The organism is Gordonia insulae (genome assembly GCF_003855095.1).
Taxonomy (GTDB): domain Bacteria; phylum Actinomycetota; class Actinomycetes; order Mycobacteriales; family Mycobacteriaceae; genus Gordonia; species Gordonia insulae.
On sequence record NZ_CP033972.1, the window covers coordinates 753,048 to 772,465 of the forward strand.

Below are 19,418 nucleotides of genomic sequence, written 5' to 3' on the forward strand. Positions count from 1 at the left end.
TCGGGTGCATGAGTGTCGCGAAGGCGATTTGCGCAGGCCCGTACCCTGGGAGGTGTGAGTATCGAGTTGTCCGAGCGGCGCGGCGCCCTCGATGTCGGGTCCGATGCCGTCGGGCTCGACGCGACTGCCGCCTCCTCCCGCAGCTACCAGGTCCGAACCTACGGCTGCCAGATGAACGTGCACGATTCCGAACGCATCGCGGGACTGCTGGAGGATGCCGGTTATGTCCGGGCCGCCGACGGCAGCGACGCCGACCTGGTCGTGTTCAACACGTGCGCCATCCGGGAGAACGCGGACAACAAGCTCTACGGCAACCTCTCGCATCTGGCCCCGGCGAAGTCCGCGCGACCCGGCATGCAGATCGCCGTCGGTGGATGCCTCGCGCAGAAGGACAAGGATTCGGTGCTGGCGAAGGCGCCTTGGGTCGACGTCGTCTTCGGCACGCACAACATCGGGTCGCTGCCCACACTGCTCGAGCGTGCCCGCCACAACGAGTCGGCTCAGGTGGAGATCCTGGAGACGCTCGATCGTTTTCCGTCCACGCTGCCCGCACGACGCGAGTCGGCGTACTCCGGTTGGGTCTCGGTGTCGGTCGGCTGCAACAACACCTGCACGTTCTGCATCGTCCCGTCGCTGCGCGGCAAGGAGGTCGACCGCAGGCCCGGCGATGTGCTCGCCGAGGTGCAGGCCCTCGTCGATCAGGGTGTGCTGGAGGTGACACTGCTCGGCCAGAACGTCAATGCCTACGGCATGTCGTTCGGCGACCCCGAGCAGCCACGCAACCGCGGTGCGTTCGCCGAGTTGCTGCGCGCCTGCGGCGGAATCGATGGCCTGGAGCGCGTCCGGTTCACCTCGCCGCACCCGGCCGAGTTCACCGACGACGTCATCGATGCGATGGCAGAGACGCCTAATGTCTGCCCGCAGTTGCACATGCCGCTGCAGTCGGGTTCCGACCGAGTCCTGAAGGCGATGCGGCGCAGCTACCGGCAGCGCAAGTTCCTCGGCATCCTGGACAAGGTCCGGGCCGCGATGCCGCATGCCGCGATCACGACCGACATCATCGTGGGCTTCCCCGGCGAGACCGAGGAGGACTTCCAGCAGACGCTCGACGTCGTGGCCGCCGCGCGTTTCTCCAGCGCGTTCACCTTCCAGTACTCACCGCGTCCCGGCACCCCGGCGGCGACGATGCCCGACCAGGTGCCGCCGGAGGTGGTCGGTGAACGCTACAAGCGACTGATCGCCCTGCAGGAGCAGATCTGCCTCACCGAGAACCAGGAACTCGTCGGTACCGACGTCGAACTGCTCGTGGTGGCCGACGAGGGGCGGAAGTCGGCACACACCCAGCGCCTGACCGGTCGCGCACGCGACGGCCGGTTGGTCCATTTCGCCGCCGGCGATCGTCGGGGTCATGACGTGATCCGCCCCGGTGACGTCGTGACGACACGGCTGACCGGCGCCGCGCCGCATCACCTCATCGCCGATGCCGGCGTCGGAACCCATCGTCGCACCCGCGCGGGCGACGCCCACGAGGCCAGCCGCATGCCGACCACCGCACCGATCGGTGTCGGACTGGGGATGCCCACGATCGGAGCGGCGCCCGCCGAACCGGTCACCGTCGGATGTGCAGGAGGGTGCGGCTGATGAGCGAATCCGAGAACAACCGCAGCGACAACACCAGCGGCGACGACCACCGCGCCGAGAACCAGTACGACGAGAACCAGCACGACGAGACGCGGTCGCAGGACGACGCCCGCAGCGCGCGAGCCGACGCCGGACGTTTCGCGGAGTACGAACGTGATCTGCGCAAGGCGGAACGCAAGGTGGCCGGCGAGATCGATCCCGGCATGCGCGCGGTCGTGGTCGCGGTCGCCGTGCTGGTCGCGATGCTGGCACTCGTGTTGCCACACACCGGCTCCGCGACCGGCATCGAGGTGCTGACCTTCGCCCCGGACGCCGCCGCCGAGCGTGTCACGATCGTGTCGAAGGTGTTCGTCTACTTCGTGGCGATCTTCGGGATCGGCGCCTCCGTGCTCGCGCTGCTGACACGGCGGTGGATCGTCGCGTGGATCGCATTGTGCGGCAACGCAATCGCGTGTGTCGCGGGAATGCTGGCCTGGTGGTCGCGGAATACGCCGGGTGTCGGCGGCGTGGATCCGCCGTCGGGCGTGGGCATCGGCCTGGTGATCGCATGGCTCGCGGTGCTGGTCCTGACCTTCCACTGGGCGCGGGTCGTCTGGGCGCGCAGTACGTATCACCTCGCGCTCGAGGAGGAACGGCGCAAAGAGGCGGCGACGCGCGACGAATTGGCGCGGTCACTCCAGCACAAGCCGAAGGACTGACCCGGCCCGCCCAGCCCTCAGCGCCGAGCCGGCGGTTCGGCTCGGGCCGCGCGGCGCAGCGCGCGGATGGCCGGCCGTTTGTCGGTGGACCTCGTGCACAGGTCGACCTGGCAGGTGCTCCCGTCCGTGAGGTCGAGGTAGGTCAGGCCCGTGTGCTGGTACCGCTTGGCGACCGAATCCGCGGTCACCATGATGTTCCCGCCCAGTGCGACACCGTTGATCGCCTCTTCCATCGTCGCCGCCCACACCCCGTACTCCACCGGTTCGCCACTCGGTCGTGGATCGACCACCCAGTACTTGGTCCACTCGCGGCTGATGCCCTGGGCGCCCACCACGGGATGACCGTCGAGATCGGCGAGCGTCAGTGAATCGTGCTCCGCGAGTGGTGAGTCGATCGGTACCGCGACCACACGTTTCTCGCGATGGACGGGGACCGTGTCGATGCCGGTCGCGTCGTCGTAGGGCGGGCGTGCCAGCGACGCGTCGAGGTCGCCGTCGAGCAGTCGTCCGATCTGCTCTCCCCAGCTCACCTGCACGAAAGTGACGTCGACGGTCGGGTTCTCGGCTCGGAACCGGATGAGGAAACCTTCGTCGGTGCCGCCCGGGTACCCGTTGATGAAGCCGATACGCAGGGTCTGCCGGTCGGCGTCGACGCCCAGGGCGAGGCGTGCCTGGGCGAGCGCTGCGCTCGCATGCACCATGAAGCCGGACCCGCGCCGGGTCAGCCGTACCGGTTTGCTGCCGCGCTCGACGAGGCGATAGCCCACGGCGGCCTCGAGTCGCTGGATCTGCTGGGTCATCGCGGGTGGTGTGATGAACAGCCGGGCAGCCGCACGCGAGAAGCTGCCTTCCTCGATCAGGACCTCGAGCGAGTTCACCAGCCCCAGGTTCAAGAACTCCGTCACGGCGTCTCCCGGTGTAGCGATCGGCGTTAAGCGATGGGTTAACACCGTGTCGTGGGTCTCAATGTACATCGGCTGTGACGGGTGTCAAAGTCGAAGAGGCATCAATGGAAAGGCAAGGGACGCAGCGCAGTACAGCGTACGGTCCCGGCCCGATGTCGCATGTCCGCATCATCCACGTCTGCATCATCCACGTCTGCATCTTCGTCGTCAGGAACACATGTGATCGAGAACAAGACACCCAAGCGGTCGATCGTCACCGGGGCGGCCTCCGGGATCGGCCGGGCCATCGCCGAGCAACTGATCGAGAGCGGTGGCCGCGTGCTGGCCTTCGACCTCGACAAGGAGAAGTTGACCGAATCCGCCCACCGGTACGGGGACGCCTACGTCGCCGTCGACGGCAGTGTCACGGACACACTGGCGGTCAGGTCGGCGGTTGCCACCGCCGAGTCCGAGCTGGGTGGCATCGACGCCCTGTTCAACGTGGCGGGCGGACTGCGCCCCGCCCCGATCATCGAGCTGGCGGAGGAGGATTGGGACTTCACCATCGACGTCGTCCTGCGAGGCGTCTTCCTCTGCACCAAGTATGCGGCGACGAGCATGGTGGAGGCCGCGCGGGGTGGGGCGATCGTCAACATCTCGTCGGTCAACGCGCACATGCCGCTGTACGGCGGAAGTGCTTATGCCGCAGGTAAGTCCGGTGTGGAGATGTTCGGACGCAACGCCGCCCTCGAGCTGGGGCGACACGGCATCCGGGTGAACACCGTGCTGCCGGGGCTCGTGGACACACCGATGGCGGCCATCATCCTGGAGAACGAGGGCATCATGGCCGAGTTCAACGCCAACGCGGTGCTCAAGCGTCCGGCCCAGCCATCCGAACTAGCAGCTCCCGCAGTGTTTCTCGCGAGCTCCGCGGCGAGCTACATCACCGGCACCGAACTCGTCGTCGATGGCGGCTACGAGATCGGTGGCTATCCCGACCTCAGCAAATACCTGTAGGAGTGAGAGGAAGACAATGAGTACAGCCCACACAACCCTGTCCGAGGCGTCGTCGGCGGTCCCGACGACCGTCTATGAGCACGAACTCGTCCACATGATGGACGACATCGACACGATCATCGAGTCGACCACGAATCCCGTCCACCGGGCGATCCTCGTCAACTATCGGCGCCACGGACTGCTCGAGGTGTCCGGACGCTACGACGAGCTGCTGGCCGCCGACATGACCGTGCGCCATCCTCATTACCGCATCTTCGAGGGCGGGAACGGGGTGATCCTCGACGGGCTCGACCAGGTCCGCGAGTTCTACCGGACCCTCGCGGAGATGGACATGCTCGTGATGTGGACGGGACGGCAGAAGATGGCCGTCGCCGACTGGGGCTTCGCCGGTGAGGCGGAGTTCAGCCAATTCGTCCCGGGAAGAATGCTGGGGGACAACGTCTTCGGCGCCCTCGCCGAGGACGGGGACGGGGCAGGTAGCGAGGAGACATCGGCCGGTTCCGGATACGACCCGGATGCCTACTATCTGGTGCGACGCACGCTGGCGTTCGTCTGGCCCTACGACGACGCGGTGAGGATGATCGGCGAACACGTCTACGAGGATGCCTCCTCGAAGGTGATCAGCAAGGTGTCCACCACCGATGTCATCACCGGAGCCAGGGCAGCCGAACTGCTTGCGCCGATCATCGACAAGTATCCGCTCGTCCGGCTCTGACCGGGAACGAGCAGCGATCTGCCCCGGTACCACCCACGGTGCCGGGGCAGATCGAGGTCAGCGGTCGGCGATGGCGCTCGCCGCGGCGTCGGCCCATTCTTTCCACTGGGCTGCCTGGTCGCGTAGCTTGGCGGCGTCCTTGGTCTTGCCTCGCTCGTCGGCCTTGCGTGCCTGGTCCTCGAGCTGTGCTGCGCGGTCCGCGAACTGGGCCGCACGGGCCTGCGCCTCCGGGTCGGTGCGCTGCCACTGGGCATCCTCGGCGTCGCGGATGCGCTTCTCCACGGCACGAGCACGGCCCTCGAGACTGCCCATCTGCTCGCGGGGCACCTTGCCGATCTCGTCCCACTTCTCCCGGAACGCCCGGAACTCGCGTCGCGCGCCCTCCAGGTCGGCGGCCGGATCGATCGCCTTCTCCGCGGCGTCGAGGAGTGCGAGTTTCGCGGTGGCGTTGGCGGCGAACTCGTTGTCGCGCTCGGAGGTCGCGGCGTTGCGCGCCGAGAAGAAGACGTCCTGGGCGGCCTTGAATCGTTGCCAGAGGGCGTCGTCGGCGTCCCGGGGAGCGCGGCCGGCCGCCTTCCATTCGGCGAGGAGGTCGCGGAATTTCGCCGATGTCGGCGCCCAGTCTGTGGAACCGGACAGTTCCTCGGCGCGGGTGATCAGCTCCTCCTTGCGGGCCTTCGCGCCCGCGCGCTCACGATCGAGCTCGGCGAAATGTGCTCCGCGCCTGCGGTTGAACGCATCCCGGGCCTTGGCATATCGCTTCCACAACGTGTCGTCGGTCTTGCGGTCGACGCCCTTGATGGTCTTCCACTCGTCGAGGATGGTGCGCAGCCGATCCCCGGCCACCTTCCACTGCGTGGACTCCGCACCGATCTCCTCGGCCTCGGTGGCGAGTTCCTCCTTGCGGGCGATCGCCGCGGTGCGGGCTTCCTCCCGTTCGGCCTTGATCGTGTCGGCCACCTCGTCGGCGCTCCCGACGATCAGGGTCAGACGCTCCTCGATCGCGGCGACGTCGCCGATCACCGCCGCGGTCGGGAGTGCGTCGAGAAGATGGCGGGCAGCTGCCTGGGATTTGCGGGGGTCGCCGGACCGGGCGGCGAGCCGCTCCTCGAGGATCTCCACCTCGGTGGCCAGGTCGTCGAACTTGCGGGCGAAGTGCTCGAGACCGTCGTCGATGGACCCCGCCTGCCAGGACCCGATCTCACGTTCACCGTCGGCGGTCTTGAGCCAGACGATGCCCTCCGCGTCGATCCGGCCGAACTTGTGGGGGTCACCGTGCGGAACCGGTGCCGGCACCGGCGGGATGTCCGCGGGACGCGGATGGGGCCCGGGTCGTGGGCCGGGTCGCGGTCCCGGCTTCGGTCCGGGATGTGGTTTCGGGGTCGCGGCTCCCGACGGCGGTGCCGCGGCGGATGTCGCCGACTCGGCAGGCGGGGCCTGCGTCGCATCGCTCTCGGAAGCTGTGGTCGGTTCGGTCGGATTCGTCATGTGCAGGTGCCCTCTCCCGCAGGTTGGTGCCGCGCGTCACGGCTGCCGTCGCATCGATGTCCCCGCGTCGGCGCACGATGCCGGCACGGAGGTCTCCTCATTCAAACAGGTCAGAGAGCTTCATGGGGGCGCTGCCGTGACATTGCGCCACGACTCGGTGGCATCGGGCGGGGTCCGGTCGGCTAGCGTCGTGGTCGTGCTGGCGTCCGTGGTCTTCGTGCCGAGTGCCCCGCTGCTGCTTCCGGCGCTCGCGGGCCCGCAGGCGATCGACACCGGACCCGTCCGTGCGGCCACGCTCGCGGCGGTCCACGATCTCGCCGATACGTCGACGACGTGGATCGCGATCGGCGTGGCCGACTCCGCCACCGCGTCGCGCCCGGGCCTTGGTCAGGACGTGCCGACGGCCGGGAGCTTTGCCCGGTACGGCGTCGACGTCGCGGCGTCTCTGCGTCGGGAGACGGCGTCCGGTGACTCGGGTCGCGACCTGCCGCTGTCGATGCTCATCGCCGGGTGGCTGCGCGCGGAGACGGAGGTCGGGACCGTCGAGCCGGTGGTCATGTCGCCGGACGCGACGCCGGCGGAGTGCGCTCGCATCGGCGTCGATCTCGGCGCACGTGTCGATGCCGCGGACGGGCGGGTCGGCGTCCTCGTGGTGGGCGACGGGGCGATCAGCCTGTCGGCGAAGGCGCCCGGCGGCGGGCTGCGTGCATCCGCGGTGGCGCTGCAGGCGCGGATCGACACGGCGATCTCCGACGCGGACACCGCGGCACTCGCGGCGCTCGATGCCGACGACTGTGCAGCCGAAGGGGTGTCCGGTCGAACTCCGTGGCAGGTGGCCGCGCAGCTGTGCCGTGATCGCCCGATGGTCGCCCACATGCATTATGCGCAGGCACCTTTCGGCGTCGGATACGTCGTCGCGACCTGGACTCCGCGATGACCGTCTCGTCGTCGGGGGACGGGGGAGGCGTTCCGGTCGCGATCGTCGGGCCCACGGCGAGCGGCAAGTCCGACCTGGCCCTCGACATCGCCGAACGGGTCGGCGGTGAGATCGTCAACCTGGACGCCATGCAGCAGTACCGCGGAATGGACATCGGCACCGCCAAACTCCCGGTCGCCGAACGACGCGGAATCCCGCACCACCAGATCGATGTGCTCGACGTCACCGAGACCGCCACCGTGGCGCGTCATCAGCAGGCCGCCTCCGCCGACGTCGAACGTCTGCTCGCCGCCGGCACGACGCCGGTCCTGGTCGGCGGGTCGATGATGTACATCCAGGGTCTGCTCGACGACTGGCAGTTCCCCGCGACCGACCCCGACGTGCGCGCCCGCTACGAGTCGATGCTCGCCGAACTCGGTGTGGCCGCCTTGCATCGCCGTCTCGGCGATGTCGACCCCGACGCCGCGGCATCCATCCTGGACACCGACGGGCGTCGGATCGTGCGTGCCCTGGAGGTCGTGGAGATCACCGGGCGGCCGTTCGCCGCGTCCGCGCCGACGATCGGGGAACCGCGATGGCAGACCCGGATCATCGCACTCGACCGTGAGACCAGCACCCTCGACGAGAGAATCCGGCTGCGCACGCGGCAGATGTTCGCGGCGGGATTCGACGAGGAGGTCCGCGCCCTGCGCGAGGTCGGCCTGCGCGCGGGGCGCACCGCATCCCGGGCGATCGGCTATGCGCAGGTCCTGGCTGCCCTCGACGGCGAGTACGACCTGGGCACCGCCGAGGAGCTCACCTTCATCGGGACACGGCGATATGTCCGGCGGCAACGGTCGTGGTTCCGCCGCGATCACCGCATCGTCTGGCTCGACGCGGCGCGGACCGATCTGTTGCCGGCCGCGATGCGGGTGGTCGGGGAGTGACGGGTCGGCGAGGCGACATCCGTACCCTGGAGGGGTGATCGCACAGTCCCCGGCAGAGCACCTGCGCTTCGTGAAAGGCCACGGCACCCAGAACGATTTCGTCATCCTCGCCGACCCCGCGGCGAACCTCGACCTCACCGAACCGTTCGTCGCCGCCCTGTGCGACCGTCGCCGAGGCGTCGGCGCGGACGGGCTCCTGCGGGTGGTGCGGTCGGCTGCGCTGGTCGAACGCGGCGTGCTGGACGGACTTCCGGACGGTGTCGCGCCCGACGACTGGTTCATGGACTACCGCAACGCGGATGGTTCGATCGCGGAGATGTGTGGGAACGGCGTACGGGTGTTCGCCCACTATCTGCGGGCGTCCGGGTTGGCGTCGGAGGACGCGTTCACGGTCGGCTCACGTGCCGGCGCCCGCCCGGTCATCGTGCACGGTCACGACACGGTGCGCGCCGACGTGACCGTCGAGATGGGCCGGGTGCGGATGGATGGCGAGTCGCTGGTCCGCATCGGCGACGACGCCTACCGCGGCATCAAGGTCGACGTCGGCAACCCGCACCTCGCGTGCGTGGTCCCGGATCTGACGTCCGAGGATCTCGCCGCCATCGATTTCGCGGCCGGCGTGGAGATCGACCATGACGCGTTCCCGCACGGTGCCAACGTCGAACTGGTGATGCCGCCGGGGCCGGTGGACGAGCTGGGACGCCTTCCGACCGCGATGCGTGTCTTCGAGCGCGGTGTCGGGGAGACCCGCAGCTGTGGGACGGGGCTGGTCGCCGCGGGGGCCGCCGTGCTCGCGGCGCGCGGCGAGTCGACGGGCACGCTGCGCATCACCGTGCCGGGCGGACGGGTCGACGTCGGCATCGGACCCGAGGGATCGTCGCTGCGAGGCCCATCGATGCTGGTCGCGGAGGGTGAACTGCGTCCGGGCTGGGACCGGCTCGACCACTGACGCGAAAATCGGATGCCTCCTGGTCACCGGGCGTGAGACCATGGAGCTGCCTATGACCGAATCAGCATCAACACCGTTTCCCCTGTCCACACCGGACGACGACGACCTGGTCGACCTCGCCGACATCGAATCCTCGCCCGGCGGCGGCCGTGACATCCTGCGCGGGCTGGCCCAACCCACGACGGGTGAACTCCAGCTCAACGAACGCGCGTCACTGCAACGTGTCGCGGGACTGTCCACCGAGCTCACCGACGTCACCGAGGTCGAATACCGCCAGCTGCGACTCGAACGTGTCGTGCTGGTCGGTGTGTGGACCGAGGGCAGCGCCGCGCAGGCCCGCGCGAGCATGGTCGAACTCGCCGCGCTGGCGGAGACGGCCGGGTCCGAGGTCCTCGACGCCCTGATCCAGCGACGTTCCCGACCGGATTCGTCCACCTACATCGGGTCCGGCAAGGCCGACGAACTCCGCGAGGCCGTGCTGACCTCCGGCGCCGACACGGTGATCTGCGACGGTGAGCTCACCCCGGCCCAGCTCACCGCGCTGGAGAAGATCGTCAAGGTCAAGGTGATCGACCGGACCGCTCTGATCCTGGACATCTTCGCGCAGCACGCGACGTCGCGCGAGGGCAAGGCCCAGGTGTCCCTCGCCCAGATGGAGTACATGCTCCCGCGCCTGCGCGGCTGGGGTGAGTCCATGTCGCGTCAGGCCGGTGGCCGCGCCGGCAGCAACGGCGGCGTCGGACTCCGTGGTCCCGGCGAGACGAAGATCGAGACGGATCGTCGGCGCATCCGTGAGCGGATGGCCAAGCTGCGTCGCGAGATCCGTGGGATGAAGAAGTCCCGCACCGTGATGCGGGCGGCCCGTGAACGCAACGCGATCCCGCGACTCACCGTTGCGGGCTACACCAATGCGGGCAAGTCGAGTCTGGTGAACGCGATGACCGGCTCGGGTGTCCTGGTCCAGGACGCGTTGTTCGCGACTCTCGACCCGACCACCCGCCGCGCCACCCTCGACGACGGGCGTGCGGTCGTCTTCACCGACACCGTCGGATTCGTCCGCCATCTGCCGACGCAGCTCGTCGAGGCGTTCCGGTCCACGCTCGAGGAGGTCGTCGACGCCGACCTGGTCCTGCACGTCGTGGACGGGTCGGATGCGTTTCCCGCGGAACAGATCTCGGCGGTCCGTCAGGTGATCAACGAGGTGGTCGCCGACGAGGGTGTGGCGCCGCCGCCGGAGTTGTTGGTGGTCAACAAGATCGACGCGATCGACGCAACCCGGATGGCCGAGCTGCGCGGTGCGCTCGGCGACGCGGCGTTCGTCTCGGCGCGCACCGGCGAGGGATTGCCGGAACTCTTCGATCGGATCCGCGAGTTCATCGGACGGTCCGACGTCGAGTTGACCATCGACGTGCCCTATACGCGCGGCGACCTGGTGTCCCGGATCCACGAGGAGGGTGAGGTGCTGTCGAGCGAGCACACCGCCGACGGCACCCGAATGCGCGTCCGCGTCCCCGCGGCATTCGCCGGGGCGCTGGAGGAGCTGACCGCACCGTAGCAGCGACACCGAGTGGACAGCAGAAATCCGCCGAGCAGTGCGCAGCCCGACCTGGGCCACGCATGCTCGGCGGATTCGTGTGCACGCTCGACGAGCGCAGTGCCCCCCGCGTGACGTGAGGTCCCCGCGACGCGAAGTCGCGGTGACGCGGCCTATTCGGCGTCGAGATCCTTGGCGACCAGCGCTGCGATCGCGTCGAGGGTGTTCTGATCCTCGGCGGTGACCACGACGTTGGTGCCCTTCTCGGCGCCGAGCGTCATGATCATCAGCGCCGACCCGGCATCCACCGGGTCGCCACTCTCGAGCGCCAGGGTCACCGTGCTCCCGGCGTCCGCGACGGCCTCGGCGATGATCGTGGCGGGTCGGGCGTGCAGACCGACGGCGGAACCGACGGCGACGGTGGTGCTGGGCATGGTCACTCCTTGACTTGTGTGCGTACGGATGGCGGTACCACCCGGGTCGGATGGTGGGGTGCCGGTCACCCGACACCCCACCCTATGTTCAGTTGTCAGCCATCCTGCTGCATCAGTGCTGCTGCATCAGTGTGGCCGGAATGCGGCTCAGGCGGGCACGGTTTCGAGTTCCGGCGCGACCGGCGCCTGATCGCGATCGGTCCGCCACTGCTTGGCCGCGATGACGAGGACCGCGCTGAGCACGGTGCCCGCGGCCAATGCGATCAGGAACAGGTACCAGTGGTTCATCGTGAAGAACACGAAGATGCCGCCGTGCGGGGCACGCTGGGTGACGCCGAAGGCCATGATCAGCGCACCGGAGAGCGCGCCGCCGGCCATCATCGACGGGATCACCCGGAAGGGGTCGGTCGCCGCGAACGGGATCGCGCCCTCGGAGATGAACGACGCACCGAGCAGCCATGCGGCCTTGCCGTTCTCACGCTCGGGCTCGGTGAACAACCTCGGTCGCAGCACGGTGGCCAGCGCCAGGGCCAGCGGCGGCACCATACCTGCACACATGACCGCGGCCATGATCTCCAGCTGCGCGGTCCCACCGATCGCGAGACCCGCGGTGGCGAACAGATAGGCCGCCTTGTTGACCGGGCCGCCCAGATCGAAGCACATCATCAGTCCGAGCACGATGCCCAGGGCGATGGCCGAACCGCCGGACATGCTGTTGAGTCCCTCGGTCATCTGCTCGGTCACCCATGCGAGCGGCTTGCCGAGCAGCATGTACAACAGCACGCCGATGATCAGGCTGCCGAGCAGTGGGATGATCACGACGGGCATCAGCCCGCGTGCCCACTGGGGCAAGGGGAGTCGGGAGATCCAGAGGCAGGCGACGCCGGCGATGAGACCGCCGATCAGACCACCGATGAAGCTGGCACCCACGGCCACGGACACCAGACCGGCGACGAAACCGGGCGCGATGCCGGGGCGGTCGGCGATGGCGAACGAGATGTAGCCGGCGAGGACCGGGACCAACATGCTCATGGCGAGTCCACCGACGGCGAACAGCACCGCACCGATGTACTGACCGAGGCCGCCGGCCGGGAGGTCCCAGAGGCTGTTGTTGAGCGCGATGAACTGGCCGTCGTTGAGCGCACCCGTGGTGTCGAGGGTTCCGTTCGCGATCTCGTAACCGCCCAGGAAGGGCAGGAACGCGAGGGCGATGAGCAGACCACCCGCGGCGACGAACGGGATCATGTAGCTGACACCGGTCATCAACGCCTGCTGGGTCTTCTTGCCGAGTCCCACACCGCCGTCTGCGGTGCTCTCCGGCAGCCCGTCGCCGTCACCCCCGGCGACCACCGCCGCGTTCGGGTTGTCCTTGGCCGCGACCGCCTCGGCGATCATCTTGTCGGGTTCGTTGATGGCGCGCTTCACGCCCGAGGCGATCACGGGCTTCCCGTGAAAGCGCTCCTTGCCCTTCACCCCGACGTCGGTGGCGAAGATGACCGCGTCCGCGTCGGCGATCACCTGCGGATCGAACGCCTTCGTCGCCGACGATCCCTGCGTCTCCACATGGAAGTCGACGTCGGCACGCTCGGCCGCGTAGGTGAGGGCGTCCGCCGCCATGTAGGTGTGCGCGATTCCCGTGGGGCACGCGGTGATCGCGACGATCGACGGGCGCTTCGCGGATGCGGTGTCGGCCGATGCGGCGGCCGCGGCACCTGCGGCACCGGTGGCTGTGGCGGCGGCACCGGCACCCGGGGACGCGGAGCCGGCGGGCGGGGCCGGCGGCGGGTTGATCGCCTCGTCGACGAGTTGCACCACACGCTCGTCACTGTCGGCCTCGCGCAGGGAGGCGACGAAGTCGGGGCGCACGAGGGAGCGGGCGAGCGAACTCAGCAGCTTCATGTGCTCGGTCGCGCCGCCGGACGGTGCGGCGATGAGGAACACGAGGTCCGCGGGGCCGTCGGGGGCGCCGAAATCGACCTTGTTCGACAACCGGGCCATCGCGAGGCCGGCGTCGGTGACGGATTCGGCGCGGGCATGGGGGATGGCGATTCCGCCCGGCAACCCGGTGGCCGACTTGGCCTCGCGATCGAGAGCGCCGCGGGTGAGGTCGGCGGCGTCGGTCGTCCGGCCGGCGGCGGCGAGCGCCTCGGCGAGATAACCGATCACGGCGGCGGGGTCGTCGCCCGCGTCCACGTCGAGACGCACTGTCTGCGTCGTGATGATCTGTTCTGACATCGGATTTCCTTCTACTTCAGGGTGTGCTGTCGTCGTTGGCAGGTCGTGCCGACCGGATGGCGATCGTGTTCGTGGTGGTGGGAGTCATCCGACCTGGGCGGCTCCCGAGAGGTCGGTGATCGATACGCCCGCGAGGTCGAGCAGGTCGGGCCGTGGCGGCTGGGTACCGGCGAGTGCGGTGGCGGCCGAACCATAGGCGACGGCGGTGCGGAGCCGGTCCGGCGCGGCGTCGCCGCGACTCTCGGCGATGAGGTAACCGGCGAGTGCGGAGTCGCCGGCACCGACGGTGCTGCGCGGAACGATCGGTGGCGGTGTGGCGAACCATGTGCCCGAGTCGGTGATGAGCATCGCGCCTGCGGCGCCCAGTGTGGCGAGGATGGCCGCGCCGGTCCGGTCGACCAGGGTGCGTGCGGCGTCGATCAGCGGCGCGTAGTCGCCGTGTGCCGTCGCGCCCACCAGCCGGGCCGGATCGACACCGGTCGCCTCGGCGAGCTCCTCGTCATTGGGCTTGAGCAGGTCGACCCGCCCCTGCACGGTTGCCGCGAGTGGCGCCCCGGACGTATCCACCGCCACGAGGCAGTTCGCTTCCGCGAGAGCATCGATGACGGTGCGGTACCAGTCGTCCGGGAGTCCGGGCGGGAGCGAACCGCACAGCGCGACCCATCGGGCGCCGCGGGCGTTCTCGACGACGAGCTCGGCGAGTCGGTCGGCCTGCGCGGCGACGAGGGCGAAGCCCGGTGCGTTGATCTTGGTCGTCGTCCCGTCGGGGTCGGCCACCGTGATGTTGGAGCGGACCTCGCCCTCGATGGGCAGCGTCAGGTAGGGGAGTGCCACGTCGTCGAGCGCGGTGAGCAGGGGATCGCCGGTGCGGGCGGGCAGGACTGCCCGGGTCGACAGACCGGCCTCGGCGACCACGCGGGCGACGTTGACGCCCTTGCCGCCGGGCTCGGCCCGGACCGAGGTGGCACGCTGCACACCGCCGTGGTGCAGCGGCGCGGACAGCTCGAGGGTTCGATCGAGGCTGGGGTTGGCGGTCACGGTCAGGATCGTGACGGCGGACTGCGTCATGGGGCTTCTCTCGGTCATGCGATCACCATCTCGATGCCGCGGGCGGACAGGGCGGCGGATGTGACCGCGTCGATGCCGGCGTCGGTGACCAGCACGTCGATGTCGGCCAGATCCGCGAAGGAGGAGAGGTCCTCGCGATCGACCTTGGACGAATCCGCCAGCACGACAACGCGGTTGGCGACCCTGACGATGGCCGCCTTGATGGCCGCCTCCTCGGGGTCGGGGTGGACAGGCCGTGTGCCTCACTGATCCCGTTGGTGCCCACGAAGGCCGTGGAGATGCGCATCCGCTCCAGCGCGGCCACCGTCTCGGCGCCGACGGTGGCCTGGGTCAGGCCGCGCACCCGCCCGCCGAGGACGTGCAGGTCCGACGACCCGTGGCCGGCCAGGACCGCGGCGATCGGGATGCTGTGGGTGATCAGGGTGAGCTTGCGGTCGCGCGGCAGCGCGCCGGCGGCCTGGAAGGTGGTGGTCCCGGCGTCGAAGAAGACCGACCCACCGTCGGGCGGCAGGAAGCGGGTCGCGGCCCGGCCGATCGCGACCTTCTGCTCGGTGCGCGTCATCTGGCGCACGTCGATGCCCTGTTCGCCGACGACCGGTGTGGCGCCCGGGCGGACCGCGCCGCCGTGCACCCGCTGCAGATGGCCGGCACGTTCGAGGACCGCGAGGTCGCGGCGCACGGTTTCGCTGGTGACCTCGAACAGCGTCGCCAACGCGGCGACCGAGGCGCGACCGTTGGCACGCACCTGGTCGGCGATCGCCTGCTGACGTTCTTCCGCGTACACGATGTCCTCGTCTGTTGGAATGTGTGGACTTTGATGTTGCTATATCTGTGTTTACGCCTGTTTGTGTTGACAAGTCAAGGATTTCTTGTAACTTGAATCACAGAAGTGGCCGAACACCTTCGCAATCCACATTTGGCCGCCCGGTCGACGTACAGATAGGACTTCGGTGGAGCAGACACACGTACTGAACGGAACGCCGGTCGTCGGGGAAAGGCCTACGGGCCGACGGTCTGGCCGGGTGAGCGTCCCGTCTACGACCCCGACACAGCACCGCCGCTGCCCGCGGACGAGCGTGAGGCCGAGACCAAGCGTTTCGCCGACGCCGCCTCCGCGGTCGCCGGCCGACTCCGTGACCGTGCCTCACACGCCTCGGGTGCGGCGGCCGAGGTGCTGTCGGCGACGGCCGGCCTCGCCGAGGATCGCGGCTGGGTGGGCGCCGCATCGGCACTGATCGCGAAGGGCACCGCGGCACCGGCCGCGGCCGTGGCCGCGACCGAACAGTTCGCCGCCATGTTCACCAAGCTGGGCGGGCTCATGGCCGAGCGCGTGACCGACCTGAACGACGTACGCGACCGGGTCGTCGCCGAGCTGTTGGGAGTGCCGGAACCGGGCGTGCCCGAACCCGACGTGCCGTCGGTCCTGCTGGCCGACGACCTCGCACCCGCCGACACCGCGGGACTGGATCCGACCCGGATCACCGCGCTCGTCACCCGACTCGGCGGCCCGACGAGTCATACCGCGATCATCGCCCGCCAGTTGGGGATTCCGTGCATCGTCGCGGTCACCGGCCTGGCATCGGTGCCGGCAGGCACCAGCGTCCTGGTCGACGGCACGGCGGGCACGATGGAGATCGAGCCCGACGCGGCGAGTGCCGAGTCCGACGTCGAGGAGAGTCGACGCAGTGCCGCCGCCATCGCCGACTGGTCCGGTCCGGGCCGGACCGCGGACGGACACGAGGTGGCCGTGCTGGCCAACGTGGCGGACGGGACGTCGGCGCGCACGGCGACCGGATACCCCGTCGAGGGAGTGGGGCTGTTCCGGACCGAACTGGCGTTCCTCGACCGCACGGACGCACCGACGGTGGAAGAGCAGACCACGCTCTACAGCGAGGTGATCGATGCGTTCCCCGGCCAGAAGGTGGTCATCCGCACGCTCGACGCCGGGTCGGACAAGCCGCTGAAGTTCGTCACCCAGCTCAACGAGGCCAATCCCGCACTCGGTGTGCGGGGCAACCGGATCGCCCTCGACCACCCCGAGATCCGGGCGACGCAGCTGGACGCGATCGCGGCCGCGGCGGCGAAGAGTACGGCCGAACCCTGGGTCATGGCGCCGATGATCGCATCGGCCGCGGAGGCCGCCGAGTTCGCCGGTGAGGTGCGCAGCCGCGGGCTGGTCGCGGGAGTGATGATCGAGGTACCGGCCGCGGCGATCCTCGCACCCGCGATCCTCGCCGAGGTCGATTTCGTCTCCATCGGCACCAACGACCTCACGCAGTACACGATGGCCGCCGATCGGATGTCGGCCGAACTCGCGACGCTGACCGATCCGTGGCAGCCCGCGGTCCTGGCGCTGATCGCGACGGTCGCGCGGGCCGGACGCGATCTCGACAAGCCGGTCGGCGTCTGCGGCGAGGCGGCGGCCGATCCGCTGCTCGCGTGCGTCCTGATCGGACTCGGCGTCACCTCGTTGTCGGCGGCTCCGGCAGCCGCGGCCGCGGTGGGCGCGCGCCTGGGTCTCGTCAGTACCGAGCAGTGCCGCGTCGCAGCGGAGGCCGCGCTCGCCACGGCCGATCCCGCCGCAGCGCGAGCCGCGGCCGCGGCGGCGCTCGCCGGCTGAGTCACCGGCGCACGGGCGAGCGAGCAACGGTTCGGCGGCCGGGAGTCCCGGCCGCCGACAGTGCTCGTCGCGGGGTGATCAGAGCGGGGTGATCAGATGCGACGCATCACCGTGACGACCTTGCCGAGCACGGCCGCGTCGTCCCCGGGTATGGGTTCGAACAGCTCGTTGTGCGGCATCAGCCAGACGTGACCGTCTTTGCGCTTGAACGTCTTCACCGTCGCCTCCCCGTCGATCATCGCCGCGACGATGTCGCCGTTGTCGGCGACGTTCTGCTGCCGGACGACAACCCAGTCGCCGTCGCAGATGGCGGCGTCGATCATCGATTCACCGACCACCCGAAGCAGGAACAGCGAGCCCTCGCCCACCAATTCGCGTGGCAGCGGGAACACATCCTCGACGGCCTCCTCGGCCAGGATCGGGCCGCCGGCCGCGATCCGACCGAGCACCGGGACGAAGGTCGGTGTCGGCAGCTGTGGGTCGTCGGCCTGAGCCGAGGTCCCGCCGGGTGGGTTGTGGTCGCCGTCCTGGATGTTCACCGCACGCGGACGGTTGTGATCGCGCTTCAACAGGCCCTTTCGCTCCAACGTGCGGAGCTGATGTGCGACCGATGAGGTGGACGTCAGGCCGACGGCATCGCCGATCTCCCGGATGCTCGGCGGGTAGCCGCGCTCACGCACCGATTGACGGATGAACTCGAGGACACCGCGCTGACGGGGGGTCAGGGTCGACTCCGCCACCTGTGGATCGACGACGACCGGGGCATCCGCGACCGGGTCCGACGTCGGGCCCGTCACACCATCGGGCTGGCTGTCATCGATCCCGCGGGGCGCTGGACGCCGCCCGCCGGCCTTGTCGCTCATCGGTGAGTCCTCTCTGTCGGTGTCTGCGCGTCGGCTGGTGGCTGTCGCGCTGTCTGGGGAGCCTCGCTCGCAAAGTGGCTGGTCGATGCGTTCCTGTAGCGCCGACAGTAACCGACCGTTCCGACTTGTTCAAACATTTGTTCGACGCGTGTCGAGACTTTGTCGGCGACACGTGCTACAAATCGAACATGCGTTCCATCGAACATGTGATCGACACCCGTCGATCGGGAACCGAGGAGGACACGATGAGCACGTCGACTCTCACCCGCACCCGTCCGGCGACCACCGGCGTCCCGATGCGTGACGCCGGCAGCCCGACACATCGGGCCCGCGGCCGCGCGGCCTCGCCCTTCGGCACCGGGCGGACCGGCCAGGTCGGCCGTCCGGTCACGGGTGTCAGCACCCGGCCACGGCGCGGCGCCCAGGTGGAGCGCACGCGACCCGCGGATCGCCGACCCGCGGGACGGGTCGCGGCGCCCGTCGTCGCGGGCACGCGCTGCGCAGCACCCGCGGTCGACCGACGCATCTATGTGCGCCGGCGCACCACGGCCCTCGCGGTCGTGCTCGGCGGGGCCCTGGCGGTGTTGGTGTGGGCGGTGGCGATCATCGGGTCGAACTACGCGGCCTCGGTCGCGCCCACCCCGGCGGGCACCGAGATCGTCCACGTCCGACAGGGTGACTCGCTGAGCTCCATCGCGGACCGGGTCGCGCCGGACGTGCCGCGCGCGGCGGTGATCCAGCAGATCGTCGAGCGCAACGACCTCCCGTCGTCGGGTCTCCGCGTGGGTCAGGCGCTGATCGCGCCCGCCTACCGCTGATCGTCGGACGGTATCCTCGTGACACAGGGTCCAGCCGGAAACCGGCACGGCGCAGCGAGCATCCGGTGCGCCGGCGTGTCCCGAGATGTGCGTGAGGACGACATGCGCTGCCCGTTTTGCAAGAACGAAGACACCAAGGTCATCGACTCGCGTGTCGCCGACGAAGGGCAGGCGATCCGACGACGCCGTTCGTGTGCGGAGTGCGGGCGCCGGTTCTCGACCGTGGAGAGCGCGGTCCTGTCGGTGGTCAAACGCAATGGGGTGACCGAACCGTTCAGCCGCGAGAAGGTGATGCGCGGTGTCCGCCGGGCCTGCCAGGGCCGGGCGGTCGCCGAGGACGCCCTGGCACAGTTGGCGCAACAGGTGGAGGACGCGGTCCGCGCGTCGGGTTCGGCCGAGATCCCCAGCAACGAGGTCGGTCTGGCGATCCTGCGGCCGCTCCGCGATCTCGACGAGGTCGCCTATCTCCGGTTCGCCTCGGTGTACCGCTCGTTCGAATCGTTGGAGGATTTCCAGCGGGAGATCGACGACCTACAGGGAAATCTGACGCACGAGAACACGGTCGACACCGCGGGTTCGGTCTCGGACTGA

16 protein-coding genes and 2 pseudogenes are annotated in these 19,418 nt (G+C 69.3%); 11 read left to right on the plus strand and 7 right to left on the minus strand.

Annotation, left to right across the window (positions count from 1 at the left end; all coding sequences use genetic code 11):
* The first annotated feature begins 54 nt into the window (after positions 1–54).
* Both miaB and D7316_RS03570 read left to right on the plus strand, forming a co-directional pair.
* Entirely contained in the window at positions 55–1,641 is a 1,587-nt protein-coding gene (gene miaB, locus D7316_RS03565; protein WP_408609963.1) for a tRNA (N6-isopentenyl adenosine(37)-C2)-methylthiotransferase MiaB, read from the plus strand.
* Positions 1,641–2,339 (plus strand): Rv2732c family membrane protein, encoded by a 699-nt coding sequence (locus D7316_RS03570; protein ID WP_408609964.1) that lies wholly within the window; start codon positions 1,641–1,643, stop codon positions 2,337–2,339. Before miaB ends, D7316_RS03570 begins: the two co-directional genes overlap by 1 nt.
* A 17-nt stretch (positions 2,340–2,356) precedes the next feature.
* Here the strand turns inward: D7316_RS03570 and D7316_RS03575 are convergent, their stop codons facing one another.
* Complete coding sequence (locus D7316_RS03575) at positions 2,357–3,244, minus strand: LysR family transcriptional regulator (RefSeq protein ID WP_164473719.1); 888 nt, start codon at positions 3,242–3,244, stop codon at positions 2,357–2,359.
* Between the two features lie 219 nt (positions 3,245–3,463).
* On the opposite strand from D7316_RS03575, the gene D7316_RS03580 reads away from it, so the two are divergent.
* Together D7316_RS03580 and D7316_RS03585 are read left to right on the plus strand one after the other, a co-directional pair.
* Positions 3,464–4,240: an SDR family NAD(P)-dependent oxidoreductase gene (locus D7316_RS03580; protein ID WP_232016740.1), complete on the plus strand. Its 777-nt coding sequence runs from the start codon at positions 3,464–3,466 to the stop codon at positions 4,238–4,240.
* A 16-nt stretch (positions 4,241–4,256) separates the two neighbouring features.
* The gene (locus D7316_RS03585) at positions 4,257–4,955 is read left to right on the plus strand and encodes a hypothetical protein (protein ID WP_124707078.1); all 699 of its coding nucleotides are present in this window, start codon (positions 4,257–4,259) and stop codon (positions 4,953–4,955) included.
* Positions 4,956–5,012: 57 nt separating this feature from the next.
* On the opposite strand, the gene D7316_RS03590 is transcribed toward D7316_RS03585, so the two are convergent.
* Positions 5,013–6,443 carry a DUF349 domain-containing protein gene (locus tag D7316_RS03590; protein WP_197718175.1) on the minus strand — a complete coding sequence of 477 codons (1,431 nt, stop codon included), beginning with the start codon at positions 6,441–6,443 and terminating at the stop codon, positions 5,013–5,015.
* Between the two features lie 196 nt (positions 6,444–6,639).
* Here D7316_RS03590 and D7316_RS03595 point away from each other — a divergent pair, with 196 nt between their 5' ends.
* From D7316_RS03595 to hflX, 4 genes are read left to right on the plus strand one after another with little or no spacing between them, the layout of a single operon-like run.
* Positions 6,640–7,380 (plus strand): class III extradiol ring-cleavage dioxygenase family protein, encoded by a 741-nt coding sequence (locus tag D7316_RS03595; protein ID WP_124707080.1) that lies wholly within the window; start codon positions 6,640–6,642, stop codon positions 7,378–7,380.
* Entirely contained in the window at positions 7,377–8,306 is a 930-nt protein-coding gene (miaA, locus tag D7316_RS03600) for a tRNA (adenosine(37)-N6)-dimethylallyltransferase MiaA (RefSeq protein WP_124707081.1), read from the plus strand. The genes D7316_RS03595 and miaA overlap by 4 nt, the downstream gene beginning before the upstream one ends.
* A gap of 34 nt (positions 8,307–8,340) precedes the next feature.
* Complete coding sequence (gene dapF / locus D7316_RS03605; protein ID WP_232016741.1) at positions 8,341–9,255, plus strand: diaminopimelate epimerase; 915 nt, start codon at positions 8,341–8,343, stop codon at positions 9,253–9,255.
* Positions 9,256–9,307: 52 nt separating this feature from the next.
* Positions 9,308–10,810, plus strand: coding sequence for a GTPase HflX (gene hflX, locus D7316_RS03610; RefSeq protein WP_124707083.1), 1,503 nt, complete (start codon positions 9,308–9,310; stop codon positions 10,808–10,810).
* 152 nt (positions 10,811–10,962) lie between these two features.
* Here hflX and D7316_RS03615 read toward each other — a convergent pair whose 3' ends face one another.
* The 4 genes and pseudogenes from D7316_RS03615 to D7316_RS03630 form a co-directional block, all read right to left on the minus strand.
* On the minus strand, positions 10,963–11,223 hold the full coding sequence (locus tag D7316_RS03615) for an HPr family phosphocarrier protein (RefSeq protein WP_124707084.1): 261 nt from the start codon (positions 11,221–11,223) through the stop codon (positions 10,963–10,965).
* Between the two features lie 147 nt (positions 11,224–11,370).
* Positions 11,371–13,458, minus strand: coding sequence for a PTS fructose transporter subunit IIABC (locus tag D7316_RS03620; RefSeq protein WP_124707085.1), 2,088 nt, complete (start codon positions 13,456–13,458; stop codon positions 11,371–11,373).
* A gap of 84 nt (positions 13,459–13,542) precedes the next feature.
* A complete protein-coding gene (locus D7316_RS03625; RefSeq protein WP_232016742.1) occupies positions 13,543–14,544 on the minus strand; it encodes a 1-phosphofructokinase family hexose kinase in 1,002 nt (333 codons plus the stop codon).
* A pseudogene (locus D7316_RS03630) lies at positions 14,541–15,310 on the minus strand (DeoR/GlpR family DNA-binding transcription regulator). The gene D7316_RS03625 and the pseudogene D7316_RS03630 overlap by 4 nt, the downstream one beginning before the upstream one ends.
* A 166-nt stretch (positions 15,311–15,476) precedes the next feature.
* On the opposite strand from D7316_RS03630, the pseudogene D7316_RS03635 reads away from it, so the two are divergent.
* A pseudogene (locus tag D7316_RS03635) lies at positions 15,477–17,146 on the plus strand (putative PEP-binding protein).
* A gap of 92 nt (positions 17,147–17,238) precedes the next feature.
* Here the strand turns inward: D7316_RS03635 and lexA are convergent.
* Positions 17,239–18,009: a transcriptional repressor LexA gene (gene lexA, locus D7316_RS03640; protein WP_124707086.1), complete on the minus strand. Its 771-nt coding sequence runs from the start codon at positions 18,007–18,009 to the stop codon at positions 17,239–17,241.
* 188 nt (positions 18,010–18,197) lie between these two features.
* Between lexA and D7316_RS03645 the strand changes: the two genes are divergently transcribed.
* Positions 18,198–18,827, plus strand: coding sequence for a LysM peptidoglycan-binding domain-containing protein (locus tag D7316_RS03645; RefSeq protein ID WP_232016743.1), 630 nt, complete (start codon positions 18,198–18,200; stop codon positions 18,825–18,827).
* Positions 18,828–18,929: 102 nt separating this feature from the next.
* Positions 18,930–19,418: a transcriptional regulator NrdR gene (gene nrdR / locus D7316_RS03650; RefSeq protein WP_124711081.1), complete on the plus strand. Its 489-nt coding sequence runs from the start codon at positions 18,930–18,932 to the stop codon at positions 19,416–19,418.